Genomic DNA, 13,093 nt, shown 5'->3' with positions numbered 1-13,093 from the left:
TGACTTCATTGCGTTTTTTTAACATAGTCCTGGAGCCATCTTTTTGAGATTGAGACTGCTCCAGCAATTCCTGCCATGGATATTTTTTCAAAAAGAATCCTGTCAGCTATCCGCCATTCCGCATCAGAAATTTTTTCTTTCCATTTGCTGTGGAATCGTTTCTTACAATAGTTTCTTACAATATTCAAAGAGCCGCATTCCTGGCATTGAACAGCTTTCTTCTTCATAATTTTAAAAAATATCAAAATGATTTCAGCCCGCATCCGTTCCTTGCGGAAAACTGGCAACGGACATCAAAGCAAGACTGAGCCTTTCAGATATTATATTTATTTCATAATAAATTCAATATCTTTCTGAGAATCTTCAGCTTTATCACTCATAATTCACCACCCCCCCCTATGCTGGTGGGTGCTGCAAATCTGTTCAGGTTGCTCCGCCAGCACCTTGCCTTTCCTTGCTTGGCATCTTGACAGCCGATACTGCCTGCGGTAGCCTGTGCTTATGTCAGCGCAGACAAGCATCGTAAACGCAGAGCTTGCCACTGAGCAGCGGACGGCCAAAGCCGCGTTTAAAAGCATCCTTGACAGTGTGCCCGCCAAGCCGCCTTTGCTCGGCGATGAACTGCCGGAAAAGATGAATGACGAAAAAGCTGCTCAGACATGAGCAGCCTTCGCCAGCACCGCAGCGGCCCATTGATTGATGCTCTTGCCGCTGGCCTCGGCGGCAGCGGCCACTGCCGCGTGAATCTCTGCCGGAATTCTCAGCATCAGGTTGCCGGAATACGGCTTGCAAGGCACCTGCCCCAGCTCTTTGCAGGCGGCAAGGTAATTGTCCACCGCCTCGTGAAAAGCGGCCTCCAGTTCAGCGACCGATTCGCCGTGAAAGCCGACCACATCGCGGATGCCGATGATGCGCCCAGTGAAGATGCGGTCTTCGGCATCAAACTCCACCTTGGCGAAATAGCCTTTGTAGTTCAAGCTGCTGCTCATGGTTTCTCTCCCAATTTGGTCAGAAAATCGCGGGCATCTTTAATGCGGTAGCGCAAGGCCGCTTTGGCCGGATGAGGCCGGTGGAAATACGCCCTGATGCCGTCCCGCTCAAAGGTGACGCTGGAGCCTGCGCCCTCAATCTTTCGGCAGCCAAGAGCGATGAAGAGGGATTCAATTTTCTCCCATTCGATGTTGCCGTTGACTGGTTCTGCGAAAATGGCGGTCAAGGTCTTCTGGTGCTTGGCTTTCGTGCTTGAATGATAGCAGGCTGCAGCAGAGAATGCAATCAAGATATGATTGCAGAGCAATGCGCTGTCAGGAAACAGCAGCCTGCGCATTCCCTTTGCCTTCAACGCCGGAACGCCGTATAGTGGCAGCATCATGCGCATAACCTACCCACCCAACCTCCCCATCTCCGCCGCCAAGGATGCGATCATCCAGGCGGTTCAGCAGCATCAAGTCGTGGTTGTCGCGGGCGACACCGGCTCCGGCAAAACGACGCAATTGCCCAAGATGTGCCTGGAGGCAGGCCGGGCTGCTGGCAGGAGTCTGATCGGCTGCACCCAGCCCCGCCGCATTGCCGCCATTTCAGTGGCCGAGCGCGTGCAGGAGGAGCTGGCCGCGCCGGAGCTGGTCGGCTGCAAGATCCGCTTCAGCGACCGCACCGGCCCGCAGAACAAGATCAAGTTCATGACCGACGGCGTTTTGCTGGCCGAGACGCAGGGCGACCGCGACCTGCGCCGTTATGACACCCTGATCATTGACGAAGCGCATGAGCGCAGCCTGAACATAGACTTCCTCCTTGGCTACTTGCACCAAGTGCTGGCCCGCCGCAGCGATTTGAAGCTGATCATTTCATCCGCCACGATAGATACGGAGAAGTTCAGCAGGCATTTTGGCGATGCGCCGATAGTGCGGGTGGAGGGTCGCACCTATCCGGTCAGCATCGAATACTGTCCGCCGGGTTCTGCTTCTGAGGAAGATGATGAAGTCAAAGATGTCAGCGAATTAGTCATCGAGCAGGTGCGGCGGGTGATGAGCAGGCCGGGCGGCGACATTCTCGTTTTCATGCCCACCGAGCGTGACATCCTTGAAACCACGGATGCGCTCAAGAAGCAGCTTGAGGGCCAAGCGCTGGTATTGCCGCTCTTTGGCCGTCTGCAAGGCGGCGAGCAGCGGCGCATCTTTCTGCCCGCGCAGCAGCGCAAGATCATTGTCGCCACCAACGTGGCCGAGACCTCCATCACCGTGCCGGGCATCGAGACGGTGATAGACACCGGCCTGGCCCGCATCTCGCGCTACAGCCCGCGCTCCGGCACCACCAGCCTGCCGGTGGCGCGTGTTTCGCGGGCGAGCTGCGACCAGCGCAAAGGCCGCTGCGGGCGCGTCGGGCCGGGACGCTGCATCCGCCTTTACAGCGAGGAGGACTACCTCTCGCGGCCAGAGTTCACCCTGCCGGAGCTGCTGCGCTCCAACCTTGCCGAAGTCATCCTCCAGATGACCGCGCTGCACCTGCCGCCGCCCAGCCAGTTTCCTTTCCTTGATCCGCCCGCAGCGCAGTCAATCAGCGACGGCTACCGGACGCTGCGGGAATTGGGCGCGCTCACTTCTGAACACCGCCTGACCGAGCGCGGCAAGATCATGGCCCGGCTGCCGCTGGATCCGCGTATTTCCGGGATGATCATTGAGAGCGCGGACCTGGGTTCGCTGCGCGAGGTGAGCATCATCGCGGCGGCCTTGGCCATTCAAGACCCGCGCATCGTCCCGGCGGAGAAGAAGGAGAAGGCACGGCAGGTGCATTTGCAGTTCGCCGCGCCGGGGTCTGATCTGTTGACGCTGGTGAATTTGTGGGATGCCTGTAGGGGCGCAGCATGCTGCGCCCCTACATCCTCCGCACTTCGCCGCTTCTGCACCGCCAACTTCTGCTCCTGGCAGCGAATGCGGGAGTGGTTCGACATCCATGAGCAAATCCTGCGCATTATCAGCCAGCATGAGGAGTTTGCCCCAGCCTTGATGCGGATGAGCGCGGACGGGGCTGCGCCTGCCTCGCCGGAAGCGGTGCATCAGGCGGTCACTGCCGGTTTCCTGCGCAACATCGCCACGAAAAAGGAGAAGAACAGCTACCTCATCAGCGGCAACCGCGAGGCGGTGATTTTCCCCGGCTCCACCCTGTACAACAAGGGCGGCCAGTGGCTGGTGGCGACAGACTTTGTTCAGACTTCGCAGCTCTTTGCCCGCATGGCCGCGACCATAGACGTGGCCTGGCTGGAACGCCTCGGCGGTGACTTGTGCAAGCGGTCGTACTCTGACCCGCACTGGGAGAAGAAGGCCGGGCAGGTGGTCGCCCTTGAAAAGGTCTCGCTCTTCGGCCTGATCATCGCTGCCGACCGCAAGGTGAACTACGGGCGCATCAGCCAGCAGGCGGCTGAGGAGGCGCGGACCATCTTCATCCGCGACGCGCTGCTTGCTGGCGAGCTGGAAGGCGCGTATCCCTTTTTGCAGCACAATCTCGACTTGCTGCGGCGGCTGGAGGAGCTGGAGGAACGGCTGCGGCGGCGCGGAATGCTTGTTGACGAGCAGGCCCAATATGACTTCTACGAGCAGCGGCTTGGCCTGGTTTATGACCGCTTCACCCTCAACCGCTTTCTCCGCGACAAGGCCAGGCAGCCGGGCGCGGAGGCGGACGCTTTTCTGCGCATGAAAGAGGAGGATGTCTGCCGCAACCAGCCCGACAGCGAGGCGCTCTACCGCTTTCCTGAGACCCTGCACACGCCGCAGGGCCGCCTGAAGCTGCACTACTCCTTCCAGCCGGGGCAGGAGGACGACGGCGTGACCGTGGACATCCCCGCGTCCTGCTGCGCGGCCCTCTCGCCCGCGCTGTTTGAATGGCTGGTGCCGGGCCTGCTGCCGGAGAAGGTGCTTGCCTTGCTGCGCAGCCTGCCCAAGCGTCTGCGCCGCCAGCTTGTGCCGCTGCCGGACGCGGCGGATGCCATTTTGGACAGCCTCAGCGTCGGGCATGGCTCGCTCTATCCCGCCTTGGAGCAGGCGATACTCCGCCGCTTTCAGATGACCGTGACGCGGGCGGATTGGCAGCTCGACGCTTTGCCGCAGCATCTGCGGATGCGTTTCCGCTTGTGCGACGAGCAGGGACAGCCTGTGCTCTGCACGCGCAGTTTCCAAGAGCTGGCGCAGCAGTGCATCTTGCCGAAAACAGCCAGCGTGAAAGGCAACGCCCCGGCCAGCAGCGGCGCACATCTGCCATCAAGCAAGGGCCTCACGAGCTGGGAGTTTGACACGCCGCCCGCGCCCATGCCGGTTCATGACAGCCAGAAACGCATGACCGGGCTGCATCATCCTGCGCTTTTTCTTGAGGAAAAGAACGGCCAGCCGCAGAGCGTCGCACTCCGCTACATCCCTGACCCGGAGCAGGCGCGGCAGCTCAACCGCGCCGGGCTGCGCTTCCTCTTCGGACTCCAGTTTCCGGGCGATATTCCGGCGATAAGCAGGGAGTGCAAGGCGGCAGTGGCCGGGCAGACGGCTTCGTGGCTCTCGCTGGGCTTGAAGGGCGGTGCAGCAGCGGCCAACGAGCTGCTGCGTGCCGCTGTCCTTGACCGCTTGTTTCAGTTGGACAATTTAGATGGCCTGCCGAGCAAGGTGCAGTTTGCCGCCACGGTCGCCGCCCTGAAGGAGCAGGGATTGCTGCGGCAGGCACGTGCCCTGCTCAACCAGATTGTGGACTTGCTCGCAGTGCGGCGGCAGGTGCAGACCGTGCTGACGCAGAGCCGCCAGCGCAGCGGCAATCTTGGCGGCGGACATGTCCGTTTTGCCGAATATCAGCAGCTGCTTGAGGGCCTGATGCCGCAGGATTTCCTCGCCGCGCTGCCCTTGGCGGAGCTGGCCGAGCGCAAACGCTGGCTGCTTGCCCTGGCCAAGCGCATTGAGCGGGCCGAGCACGCTCCGCTGAAGGATGCTGAAAAAGCCAAGCGGGTGCAGCCGTTTCTCGAGCAGCTACGGCGGCTGACGCAGGAGAACAGCGGCCCGCGCTGCCCTCCCTGCCGCGAGGAGCTGGCCCTGTTCCGGCGCATGGTGGAAGAATTCAAGGTCTCGGTCTTTGCCCCGGAAATCGGCACCGCATTTCCCGTGTCAGAAAAACGGCTGGATGCGCAGAGGAAGCAGGTCGAGGAGGTGTGTCGGAGGGTGGAGTGAAACAATTTGTAGTTATGGATTATCGTCGTTATCAGCTTCTATAAAAGCCTTTACGCCAGCAATAACGACTTTTGCCGCAGGATGATCAATCATATTATCTAACGCTTCTTCTCCCATAGCTTTAAGTGCAGATTTAATTTTTAAAACCAAAAATTTGTTCCTTTTGATACGGTTAACAACAACTTCAGCCGCTTCTGTTACCAGCATCTGTCTTATTTCATGCGCTGGAGACCATATCCTGATCAATTTATTTCTATTGTTCTTTGATCGTGAACATAACTTGTTGATGCACACTGTATAATATCCATCGTATGGCTCAACTAATCCCGCTTTTTTATCAAAAGTGTACATCGCCTTGCCACATTCTGGGCAATTAGATGTTTTTTTAATATTCTTTTTTAATTTTTTTTCGTAGTTTTTATCCAAACATTCATAATACAGCCCTTTCTCCTCAGAATGTTTTCCTGGCCATGAACATGCTGGGTTGACGCATACTGTCCAGTAATTATCATACGGCTCGACAAAACCAAGGTCTTTATCAAAAGTATATGTTGGCTCGCCACATTCTGAACAAGGGATGGTTTCTCTGACTCTTTCCTTCAGCGTTGGCTCCTGCATTAGTTTTTGCCTTAAAATAGGAAGAAATATAGCTTCACTATTCAATGCGTAATTCATTTCATCATTAATAACAGTTAATTTTTCACAATTTCGGCAAAAAGTTGCGGAAATAACTTTCCACATTCAAGATTATTTCCAAGATATATTCCATTGCTCCCGCATATATTGCACTGCTGATCAGTATAACGTATCTCACCTCGTGGTTTGACTTGAAGGAGATTGTTCCCATTATTCATCATGACAGTGCAGCTATTTATAAACTCAAGCTGCCATCCTTCATATTTCATTTTCTCCTCCTATTGGGATATTTTACAGACAGAAAAGGTGCCTTAAATTAAGGCATCTATCCCCTTCCTGTCCATCAAATCCAGCAGCTTCCTCGATGCCCCGGCAGGCTTCTTCTGCCCCTGCTCCCATTTCCGCACCGTGGACAGACTGATATTGAAAATGCTGGCAAGGGCCGCTTGACTCAATTTAAATTTCTTCCTGAGCGAAACAATCTGCGCAGGGCTGTACTCCTGAACATCAAGCAGCAGCGATATTCTCTGTCGACAGACTTGCCAAAATTTTTTTGAATTGCCTTCAAGGCATGAAGCTCTCTTGCGACACAGTAGCATATATCTCTAAAAAAAACAATGTATCAATTGTGACTTATGTCTCTATTTCTCCCCAACAAATCCCTTGTTCTCGCCTCGGCCTCGCCCCGGCGCAGACAGTTCCTCAGCGACCTTGGCCTGCAATTCACTGTTGTTCCGGCGGAACTTGACGAAATCCCGATGCTTGGCGAAATGCCAGCCGCCTTTGCTCTACGTATGGCAGCGGAAAAGGCGGCAGCAGTCGCCCGGCTGCGCCCGGAAAGCTGGGTGCTCGGCGCGGACACCGTGGTGACGCTGGCGGGCGAAATCATCGGCAAGCCTGCGGATGCCGCCCATGCGCTGGAAATACTCCGCAAGCTCCGGGGCAGGACGCATGAGGTCATCACCGGCGTGGCCCTGAACTGCGTGCAGGAGCGCTGCGCGGAATGCGTCACTGAAACTACGCAGGTCACATTTGCCGATTTTTCTGATGCCGTTCTGGCAGCTTATGTCCGCACCGGCGAGCCGCTCGACAAGGCCGGAGCCTACGGCATTCAGGCGGGCGGCGCGTTTTTAGTCAATGCGCTGCGCGGCTCCTGCTCCAACGTCATCGGCCTACCGCTGCATCGTTGCATTGACCTGCTGCTCCGGCATGGTGTGATCAGCCCGCGACCGTAACGAGAAAAACGAGTTGGTCTTTTAAAAAAAGCATGTTATCCTTTTAGGCGAAGGCGCAGTGCCGCCTGTTCAGGCGCAAGACGACCATCCAACCGACACAGCCCTATGAACGCCACTTGGAAAGCAGCTGACTCTGACCCGACCGCTGAAGCAACAAACGCGTCTGCTGAACAGCCAAACGCGGACAAGCCTTGTCAGGAGGAGAACGGCAACAGCACTCTGCCGGAAACCATCTGCGCTTTGCTGGCGGAAAAAAATGGCCGTGAAGTTGATGCCATGCTGGAGCAGCTTGCTGCCGGGGTGCAGATCGGCAATCCGAGAATGCGGCTGAAGGCGGCCTGCTATCTGACCGACACCTTGGAGCTGCTCATTGCCCATCAGGAATGGCAGCGGATGGACAAACTCCTGCCTGCTGCGGAAACCGCTCTGAAGGCGGCGGTTGACAATGAGGTCGGCGCATGGCAGCTCATCACCGCTTTGTCCGCCTTTGCGGCGTATCAAATTGAAATGGGCCGCTACGCCTCCGCCCGGCGCGCCTTGCTCATCTTTGCCGCCGCTGACGCGATCCCTGCCGCTGCGGATAAACTGCGCGAGCGGACTGAGCAACTGGTCAGCGATCTGGCCACCCGGCCTCTGCTGGAGCTGCTGCTGGTTGAATACCTCTTTGATAAAGAGAAAGGGCATGATGCAGGACGGCTGTTCGCCGTGTTCGGCAGAGCGGCGGCGGAATTTCTCTTGGAGCCGCAAAATCTCAGGCAATGCCAGGATCAGGCGGATGCCCTGCTCAGGCTCTTCGGCGAGATCGGCCTGCCTGCGGAAAAAAGCCTCTGCCAGCTTCTCCGCCAGACTGCGGACTGGTATCTGATCCGCAACATCATTCGCCTATTGGGCGAAAAAGGCAGCTCCGCCTGCTTGGCTGAGGTGACTCCGTACCTTGAGCATGAGGACATCCGGGTCAAGGGCGAAGTGCTGCGGGCGGCCAGCCGGATTGACGCGCCGGGCAAAAAAGATTTCTTCCTCAAGGCCCTGAAATCCGTGCCGAGGCAGTTGGTTGAACTGGTGGTGACGCTGCTCGGCGACATCCCGGACAGCAGCCTTGTCGCGCCGCTGGCTGACCTGCTTGACGAGGCCGCGCAGATCAAAACTAAAACCGGCCTGAATTTGCAGACGGTGATCTGTCAAAGCCTTGGCAAAATCGGTTCGGTCAAGGCGGTGCCGACCTTGCGCAAAGTGATTGCCGCCAATGCGGGCGCGGCGGGCGGGCCGACGGAACAGCTCCTGCTGCGGACGGCGGAGCAGGCGATTCAGCTTATCAGCCACGGCGGCAAGCATAAACGCCCTGCTGCGCTCCTTTCGTCGGAAGTGCCGACCCAGAACAACCCCTTCGCGGCCCGCGAGGCAGGCATCATCCGCACCGCGATGTCCGGCGACCGGGCCACTGCCGCCCGCCAGCTTTTCGAGCTGATCAGCGAATGCGTGACAGAAGGCGATCTGCTGAACGCGGAACGGCTGCGCGAACGCTTCAGCGAGATCAATCCCAATGCCATCGCCGAAATTATTCAATCTGCCGAGCTGATTGAGGAAGCAAAAAGCGGCGTGCAGGTGCGCGGTTATCTCGACATCTGGTCCAACCTGCTGCATGAGCTGAGTTCCGAGGAGTTCAGCGCCATCTACCACGAGCTGGAAAACCGCTCCTTGGAGCCGGAAGAAATTCTTGTCCGCCAAGGCGAGCGCAACGACGAGCTGTTTTTCATCAATCACGGCACGCTGCGGGTTTTTTATAAAAAAAACGACCGCAAAATTTACATCAAGAGCCTCAGCGACGGCGATTTGGCGGGCGAAAATTTTTTCAGCACCTCAGTTTGGACCGTGAGCATCAGCGCGGTCACGGAAAGTCGAATTTCTATTCTCAAACGAGCCTGCTTTGAGCGCTGGAAGGAAGCCTATCCCGGCCTGGAGAATAAGCTGCGTGATTTTTACAATCGCAGCAACAATATCCGTGACCTGCTCCAGCGCAAAGGCCTCAACCGCCGCGCCTATGACCGCTACGCCTTATCGCGGAAAGTGGATTTTCAAGTCCTTGACACGCCGGGCAAACCCATCGGTCAGAAATTCAAAGGCAGGCTGGCGGATGTGTCGCGTGGCGGCCTGTCCATGGTCTTCCGCATGGCCCAGCAGAAGCACATCCGCGTCCTCTTAGGCCGCAACATGCAGATCACCATCCCTGTGATCGGCAATCCTCCAGAATTGAATGTGCAGGGACAGGTGCTGTCCATTCAGCCTGCGGATGAGGAAATGGGCGAGTATAAAATCAGCTTGGTCTTTGATGACGCGCTGGAGCAGGAAGAGTTGCAGACCGTGCTCGGTTAGGCCAACAGACGGCCACGCCATGCCCGTTGGCCTACAGGATAAGAAAACTCCAGCCAGTCGGCGAAAATTCCGGCCCGCAGGCCTTGACTGAGGTGTAGCTCGCTGCGGTTTCTGCCATTATGGGCCGCTTCAATGAGCAGAAGAATATGCTCATAATCAGCCCGGCTGCCGAGCCGCCACAGCAGCAGCTCGACCGTGCGCCGCTGCAAGGCGGGCGGCAGGAGGCGAAATGGCTGCCGCAGCAGGCGCAGCGTGCCGCCTTCTTCTTGAAGCACCTTTTCCGCCGCTTCAGCACTGAGTTCTTCCAGCAGAGCCTCGTCTGCCGCCAAACTGTCGGCGGTTTTCAGCAGGGCATTCCGTATGCCAGCGTCAAAATGCTGTTCCAAAAAAGGCAGCAGCTCGTGCCGCACCCGGTTGCGGAGAAACTTCCGGTCCTTGTTGGAGGAATCGAAACAGTGCGGAATGCCGCGGTGTTCCAGCCAATTGAGCAGCTCCTGCTTGCTGGTGCGCAGCAATGGGCGGATGAGCGTGCCGCTTCTCATGCTCATGCCCGCCAAACCCTTGCGACCGCTGCCCCGCAGCAGACGCAGCAGCACTTCCTCTGCCTGATCGTCGGCAGTATGGCCCAGCGCGATCAAGTCTAAACCGCAGGTACGGGCGGCTTCATGCAGAATTGCGTAGCGCAGCTCGCGGGCGGCATGTTCAATGGAAAGACCGTGTTCAGCGGCAAAAGGAGCGACCGCCGCCTGCCGGAGCAGGAACGGGATGCCTAACTGTTCTGCCGCTGCTGCGACCGTCTCTTGTTCCAGTGGAGTTTCCAGCGGGCGCAGGCCGTGGTCAATCCAAACCGCCGCCAGCTCAAGCTGCAAAGACGTTCTGGCCGCCGCCAGCAGATGGAGCAGAGCCATTGAATCCGGGCCGCCCGAAACCGCCACGGCAATGCCTGTTCCCGCTCGGACACCGCAAGGGCCGGTCAGCAGCCGCCGGAACTGCTGCTCCAGCCTCATCTGCCGCTGGGTGGCGGCGGCAGCATGACGGTCTCAAACCAGTAGGAATGCAGCCGTTTAACCGCCTCCATGTAGCCCTCAAAGCTGACCGGTTTGGCCACGTAGCTGTTGGCCCCGTATTTGTAGCACCGCTCCACGTCACGTGGATCCGACGAGGTGGTCATGACGATCACCGGAATGTCCTTCAGGTTGTCGTCGTGCTTCATTTCTTCCAAAACTTCGCGGCCATCGGTGCCGGGCAGGTTCAAATCCAGCAGCACCAAGGCCGGGCGCGGCGCAGCCCCAGCTTCAGCGAAGCGGCCACGCTGATGGAGAAAATCCAAAGCCTCGTCGCCGTCCCCGCAGCGGAAGACCCGGTTATGCAGCCCGCCTTTTTTAAAGGCCCTGAGCACGGTTTCATAATCCACCTCGCTGTCTTCAACCAGCAGAATGTCCTGGCCATCCTCAAGCTGCCCGCTCATGACATCGTCCTCCCGCCCCAGTATGATGCGCCGTCCTGCCAGAGCAAATGCTCCTCCTGCTCGCTCAGGGTGAAGAAAAAGACAGTGCCTTCTCCTTCCGCGCTTTCCAGCCAGATATGGCCGCCATGCCGCTCAATGATTTTTTTGACAATAGCCAAGCCTGCGCCCGTGCCGCCGCCGTATTTGCCGCTGCCGTGCAGCCGTTTGAACATGGTGAACACTTTGTCCGTGTGCTTGTCGCGGATGCCGATGCCGTTGTCGCAGACATAGAAAACCGTCTGGCCCGGATCGTTCCAGCGCTGCAGCACGCCGATTTCAATCCACTTGTCCGCTTTGTCGTTGTATTTGACAGCGTTGCTGATCAGATTGTAATACACCTCCCGCATCCGCACTGCGTCGCAGGTGACTGTAGGCAAGGGTTTGGGAATATGCACCTTGACCTTCTCCCGCTCTATGCTGACCATCAGGGTGTTCAGCACATCGTCAACAAGCTGATGCAGACTGACCGGGCGGTGAGCCAGCTCCAGCCTGCCCACCCGTGAAAAGGTCAGCAGATCGTCGGTGAGATTGGTCAGCCGTTCGGCCAAATCGCCGATAGTCTTCAGCTTGTCCCGGACTTCACCGCCGAACTGCGCTCCGTAGTCTTCCAGCAAAAAGGTGCTGTAACTCATGATGCCCCGCAGCGGTTCCTTGAGATCGTGCGAGGCGATGTAGGCGAAATCATCCAGCTCCTTGTTCGAGCGCACCAGCATTTCTGTGCGCTCGCGCAGAGATTCTTCCATTTCTTTGCGGGCTTGGATGTCCTCAATCACGGAGATGTAATATTTGGGTTTGCCCTGCTCGTCCCGCACCAGCGAAACGGTGTGGTTGACCCAAATCACCGCCCCATCTTTTCGGATATACTGCTTTTCCATCGAATAGGTGGTCAGTTCCGGGTTGCTGACCAGCTCCATCGCCTTGGCGAGACTCCGTTCCAAATCCGCCGGATGGGTGACATCCCGGATGTTCATCCGCAGCAGCTCCTCCGCAGTATAGCCAAGGATGCCGCACAGTTTGCGGTTGACCAGCAGCCAGCGGCCTGACGGCGCAGGCGCGACATGGCCGATGCCGACCGCCGCCTGCTCAAAGGTGGCTTGAAACGCCTCGTTGGCTTCACTTAAGGTGCGCTCAATCTGCTTGCGCTCGGTGATGTCCGCTGCGGCGGCCAGCACGCCGGTGATTTTGCCGCGCTTGTCCCGCAAGACCCGGCCTGACCATTCAACAACGCGCTCGCTGTCATCAATCCGGCGCAGCCGGAATTCTTTGCCGTCAACATGCTCCTGCGCGCCAGAGCACAGCAGATTGAGCGCCTGCTCCGCCGCCTGCTGATCCCCTGACTGGACGCAGTGCCCGGCCCAGAACAGCCCGGCCAGCCCTTCCTGCTCGCCGCCGAGGATTTCGCAGCCCTTGCGGTTGATGAGCTTGATTCTGCCGTTCTCATCCAAAACCGTGATCATCGTGCCAGCAATGTCGAGGTAGTTCTGCGCCCGCATCTTTTCCTCCTCCAGCCGGCTGAGGAAGGGGTTGAAGCGGAGCAGAACGAGCAGGCCAGCCAGCACGGTCAGCAGGGCTGCGCCGCAAGCCTGCGCGGCGGCATGAACGAGCGGCTTGCGCACTTCGGCAAGGTCAATCTTGGCCACCAAGCCGATGTTCATCTCCGGCACCCACTGATAGGCGGCCAGCACAGTCACGCCCCGATAGTCAGGCCCGGTCATGCTGCCGGTCTGGCCGACCAAGGCACGGCGCATCGGCGCGGCTAAAGGCGACTGCATGGGCACTGAAGCAGGCAGTGTTCCTTGCAGACGCTCCAGCCCTGGCCAAAAGATGATCTGACCCTGCTCTGATCGGCCAATAAGAAATTCACCGCTGTTCCCAAAACACTGTTTGTGCAGGTGGGCGTTGAACACACTGGTCAGCACGGTTTCTAAGGTGTCCTGCGGGCTGACTGCATTGAACCGTTCAGCGGCATGAAAAAATTCTTCAATCAGCACTGCATGGCTGTGCGTGATCTCTTCCAGCCGCTGCGTCTCAAGCCGCAGCGTGGTGCGGTAGATCAGGCAGACTGTCACGATGGCAAAGCCGCAAAGGGCCGCGCTCAAAACTGCTGCCGACAAAAACAATGTTTTCTGTTTGTCCGTCATGCCGAGCCT

The 13,093-nt window shown here is 57.9% G+C and carries 12 protein-coding genes; 4 read left to right on the top strand and 8 right to left on the bottom strand.

Features of this window, described 5'->3' with window-relative positions; genetic code table 11:
- Positions 1–5: 5 nt before the first annotated feature.
- Positions 6–263, bottom strand: coding sequence for a hypothetical protein (locus ACNKH6_RS02890; protein ID WP_417914045.1), 258 nt, complete (start codon positions 261–263; stop codon positions 6–8).
- A 238-nt stretch (positions 264–501) separates the two neighbouring features.
- Between ACNKH6_RS02890 and ACNKH6_RS02885 the strand changes: the two genes are divergently transcribed.
- A complete protein-coding gene (locus ACNKH6_RS02885; RefSeq protein ID WP_417914044.1) occupies positions 502–663 on the top strand; it encodes a hypothetical protein in 162 nt (53 codons plus the stop codon).
- Here the strand turns inward: ACNKH6_RS02885 and ACNKH6_RS02880 are convergent.
- Together ACNKH6_RS02880 and ACNKH6_RS02875 are read right to left on the bottom strand one after the other, a co-directional pair.
- A complete protein-coding gene (locus tag ACNKH6_RS02880; protein WP_417914043.1) occupies positions 654–989 on the bottom strand; it encodes a type II toxin-antitoxin system HicB family antitoxin in 336 nt (111 codons plus the stop codon). The genes ACNKH6_RS02885 and ACNKH6_RS02880 overlap by 10 nt on opposite strands.
- Positions 986–1,372 carry a type II toxin-antitoxin system HicA family toxin gene (locus tag ACNKH6_RS02875; protein WP_417914042.1) on the bottom strand — a complete coding sequence of 129 codons (387 nt, stop codon included), beginning with the start codon at positions 1,370–1,372 and terminating at the stop codon, positions 986–988. Before ACNKH6_RS02875 ends, ACNKH6_RS02880 begins: the two co-directional genes overlap by 4 nt.
- On the opposite strand from ACNKH6_RS02875, the gene hrpA reads away from it, so the two are divergent.
- A complete protein-coding gene (hrpA, locus tag ACNKH6_RS02870; protein ID WP_417914041.1) occupies positions 1,371–5,195 on the top strand; it encodes an ATP-dependent RNA helicase HrpA in 3,825 nt (1,274 codons plus the stop codon). The genes ACNKH6_RS02875 and hrpA overlap by 2 nt on opposite strands.
- 12 nt (positions 5,196–5,207) lie before the next feature.
- Here the strand turns inward: hrpA and ACNKH6_RS02865 are convergent, their stop codons facing one another.
- On the bottom strand, positions 5,208–5,936 hold the full coding sequence (locus tag ACNKH6_RS02865) for a hypothetical protein (protein ID WP_417914040.1): 729 nt from the start codon (positions 5,934–5,936) through the stop codon (positions 5,208–5,210).
- Positions 5,937–6,142: 206 nt separating this feature from the next.
- Complete coding sequence (locus ACNKH6_RS02860; protein ID WP_417914039.1) at positions 6,143–6,430, bottom strand: helix-turn-helix domain-containing protein; 288 nt, start codon at positions 6,428–6,430, stop codon at positions 6,143–6,145.
- Between the two features lie 36 nt (positions 6,431–6,466).
- On the opposite strand from ACNKH6_RS02860, the gene ACNKH6_RS02855 reads away from it, so the two are divergent.
- Together ACNKH6_RS02855 and ACNKH6_RS02850 are read left to right on the top strand one after the other, a co-directional pair.
- Positions 6,467–7,066, top strand: coding sequence for a Maf family protein (locus tag ACNKH6_RS02855; protein WP_417914038.1), 600 nt, complete (start codon positions 6,467–6,469; stop codon positions 7,064–7,066).
- Positions 7,067–7,171: 105 nt separating this feature from the next.
- Positions 7,172–9,436 (top strand): cyclic nucleotide-binding domain-containing protein, encoded by a 2,265-nt coding sequence (locus tag ACNKH6_RS02850; protein ID WP_417914037.1) that lies wholly within the window; start codon positions 7,172–7,174, stop codon positions 9,434–9,436.
- Here ACNKH6_RS02850 and tilS read toward each other — a convergent pair.
- The 3 genes from tilS to ACNKH6_RS02835 are packed head-to-tail and all read right to left on the bottom strand — an operon-like array spanning position 9,433 to position 13,084.
- Positions 9,433–10,443 carry a tRNA lysidine(34) synthetase TilS gene (tilS, locus tag ACNKH6_RS02845; protein ID WP_417914036.1) on the bottom strand — a complete coding sequence of 337 codons (1,011 nt, stop codon included), beginning with the start codon at positions 10,441–10,443 and terminating at the stop codon, positions 9,433–9,435. The two genes, ACNKH6_RS02850 and tilS, sit on opposite strands and share 4 nt — an antisense overlap.
- The gene (locus ACNKH6_RS02840) at positions 10,440–10,904 is read right to left on the bottom strand and encodes a response regulator (RefSeq protein WP_417914035.1); all 465 of its coding nucleotides are present in this window, start codon (positions 10,902–10,904) and stop codon (positions 10,440–10,442) included. The genes tilS and ACNKH6_RS02840 overlap by 4 nt, the downstream gene beginning before the upstream one ends.
- On the bottom strand, positions 10,901–13,084 hold the full coding sequence (locus tag ACNKH6_RS02835; RefSeq protein WP_417914034.1) for a sensor histidine kinase: 2,184 nt from the start codon (positions 13,082–13,084) through the stop codon (positions 10,901–10,903). Before ACNKH6_RS02835 ends, ACNKH6_RS02840 begins: the two co-directional genes overlap by 4 nt.
- Positions 13,085–13,093 lie beyond the last annotated feature (9 nt).

It is taken from the genome of Candidatus Electronema sp. JM (genome assembly GCF_048287415.1).
Taxonomy (GTDB): domain Bacteria; phylum Desulfobacterota; class Desulfobulbia; order Desulfobulbales; family Desulfobulbaceae; genus Electronema.
This window is presented reverse-complemented; position numbering and strand designations above follow the sequence as displayed.

Excerpts from the sequence above, each read along its gene's own strand:
- ACNKH6_RS02890 (WP_417914045.1), bottom strand. The coding sequence starts at position 263 with ATGCGGGCTGAAATCATTTTGATATTTTTTAAAATTATGAAGAAGAAA.
- ACNKH6_RS02885 (WP_417914044.1), top strand. The coding sequence starts at position 502 with ATGTCAGCGCAGACAAGCATCGTAAACGCAGAGCTTGCCACTGAGCAG.
- ACNKH6_RS02880 (WP_417914043.1), bottom strand. The coding sequence starts at position 989 with ATGAGCAGCAGCTTGAACTACAAAGGCTATTTCGCCAAGGTGGAGTTT.
- hrpA (WP_417914041.1), top strand. The coding sequence starts at position 1,371 with ATGCGCATAACCTACCCACCCAACCTCCCCATCTCCGCCGCCAAGGAT.
- ACNKH6_RS02875 (WP_417914042.1), bottom strand. The coding sequence starts at position 1,372 with ATGATGCTGCCACTATACGGCGTTCCGGCGTTGAAGGCAAAGGGAATG.
- ACNKH6_RS02865 (WP_417914040.1), bottom strand. The coding sequence starts at position 5,936 with ATGTGGAAAGTTATTTCCGCAACTTTTTGCCGAAATTGTGAAAAATTA.
- ACNKH6_RS02860 (WP_417914039.1), bottom strand. The coding sequence starts at position 6,430 with ATGCTACTGTGTCGCAAGAGAGCTTCATGCCTTGAAGGCAATTCAAAA.
- ACNKH6_RS02855 (WP_417914038.1), top strand. The coding sequence starts at position 6,467 with ATGTCTCTATTTCTCCCCAACAAATCCCTTGTTCTCGCCTCGGCCTCG.
- ACNKH6_RS02850 (WP_417914037.1), top strand. The coding sequence starts at position 7,172 with ATGAACGCCACTTGGAAAGCAGCTGACTCTGACCCGACCGCTGAAGCA.
- tilS (WP_417914036.1), bottom strand. The coding sequence starts at position 10,443 with ATGAGGCTGGAGCAGCAGTTCCGGCGGCTGCTGACCGGCCCTTGCGGT.
- ACNKH6_RS02840 (WP_417914035.1), bottom strand. The coding sequence starts at position 10,904 with ATGAGCGGGCAGCTTGAGGATGGCCAGGACATTCTGCTGGTTGAAGAC.
- ACNKH6_RS02835 (WP_417914034.1), bottom strand. The coding sequence starts at position 13,084 with ATGACGGACAAACAGAAAACATTGTTTTTGTCGGCAGCAGTTTTGAGC.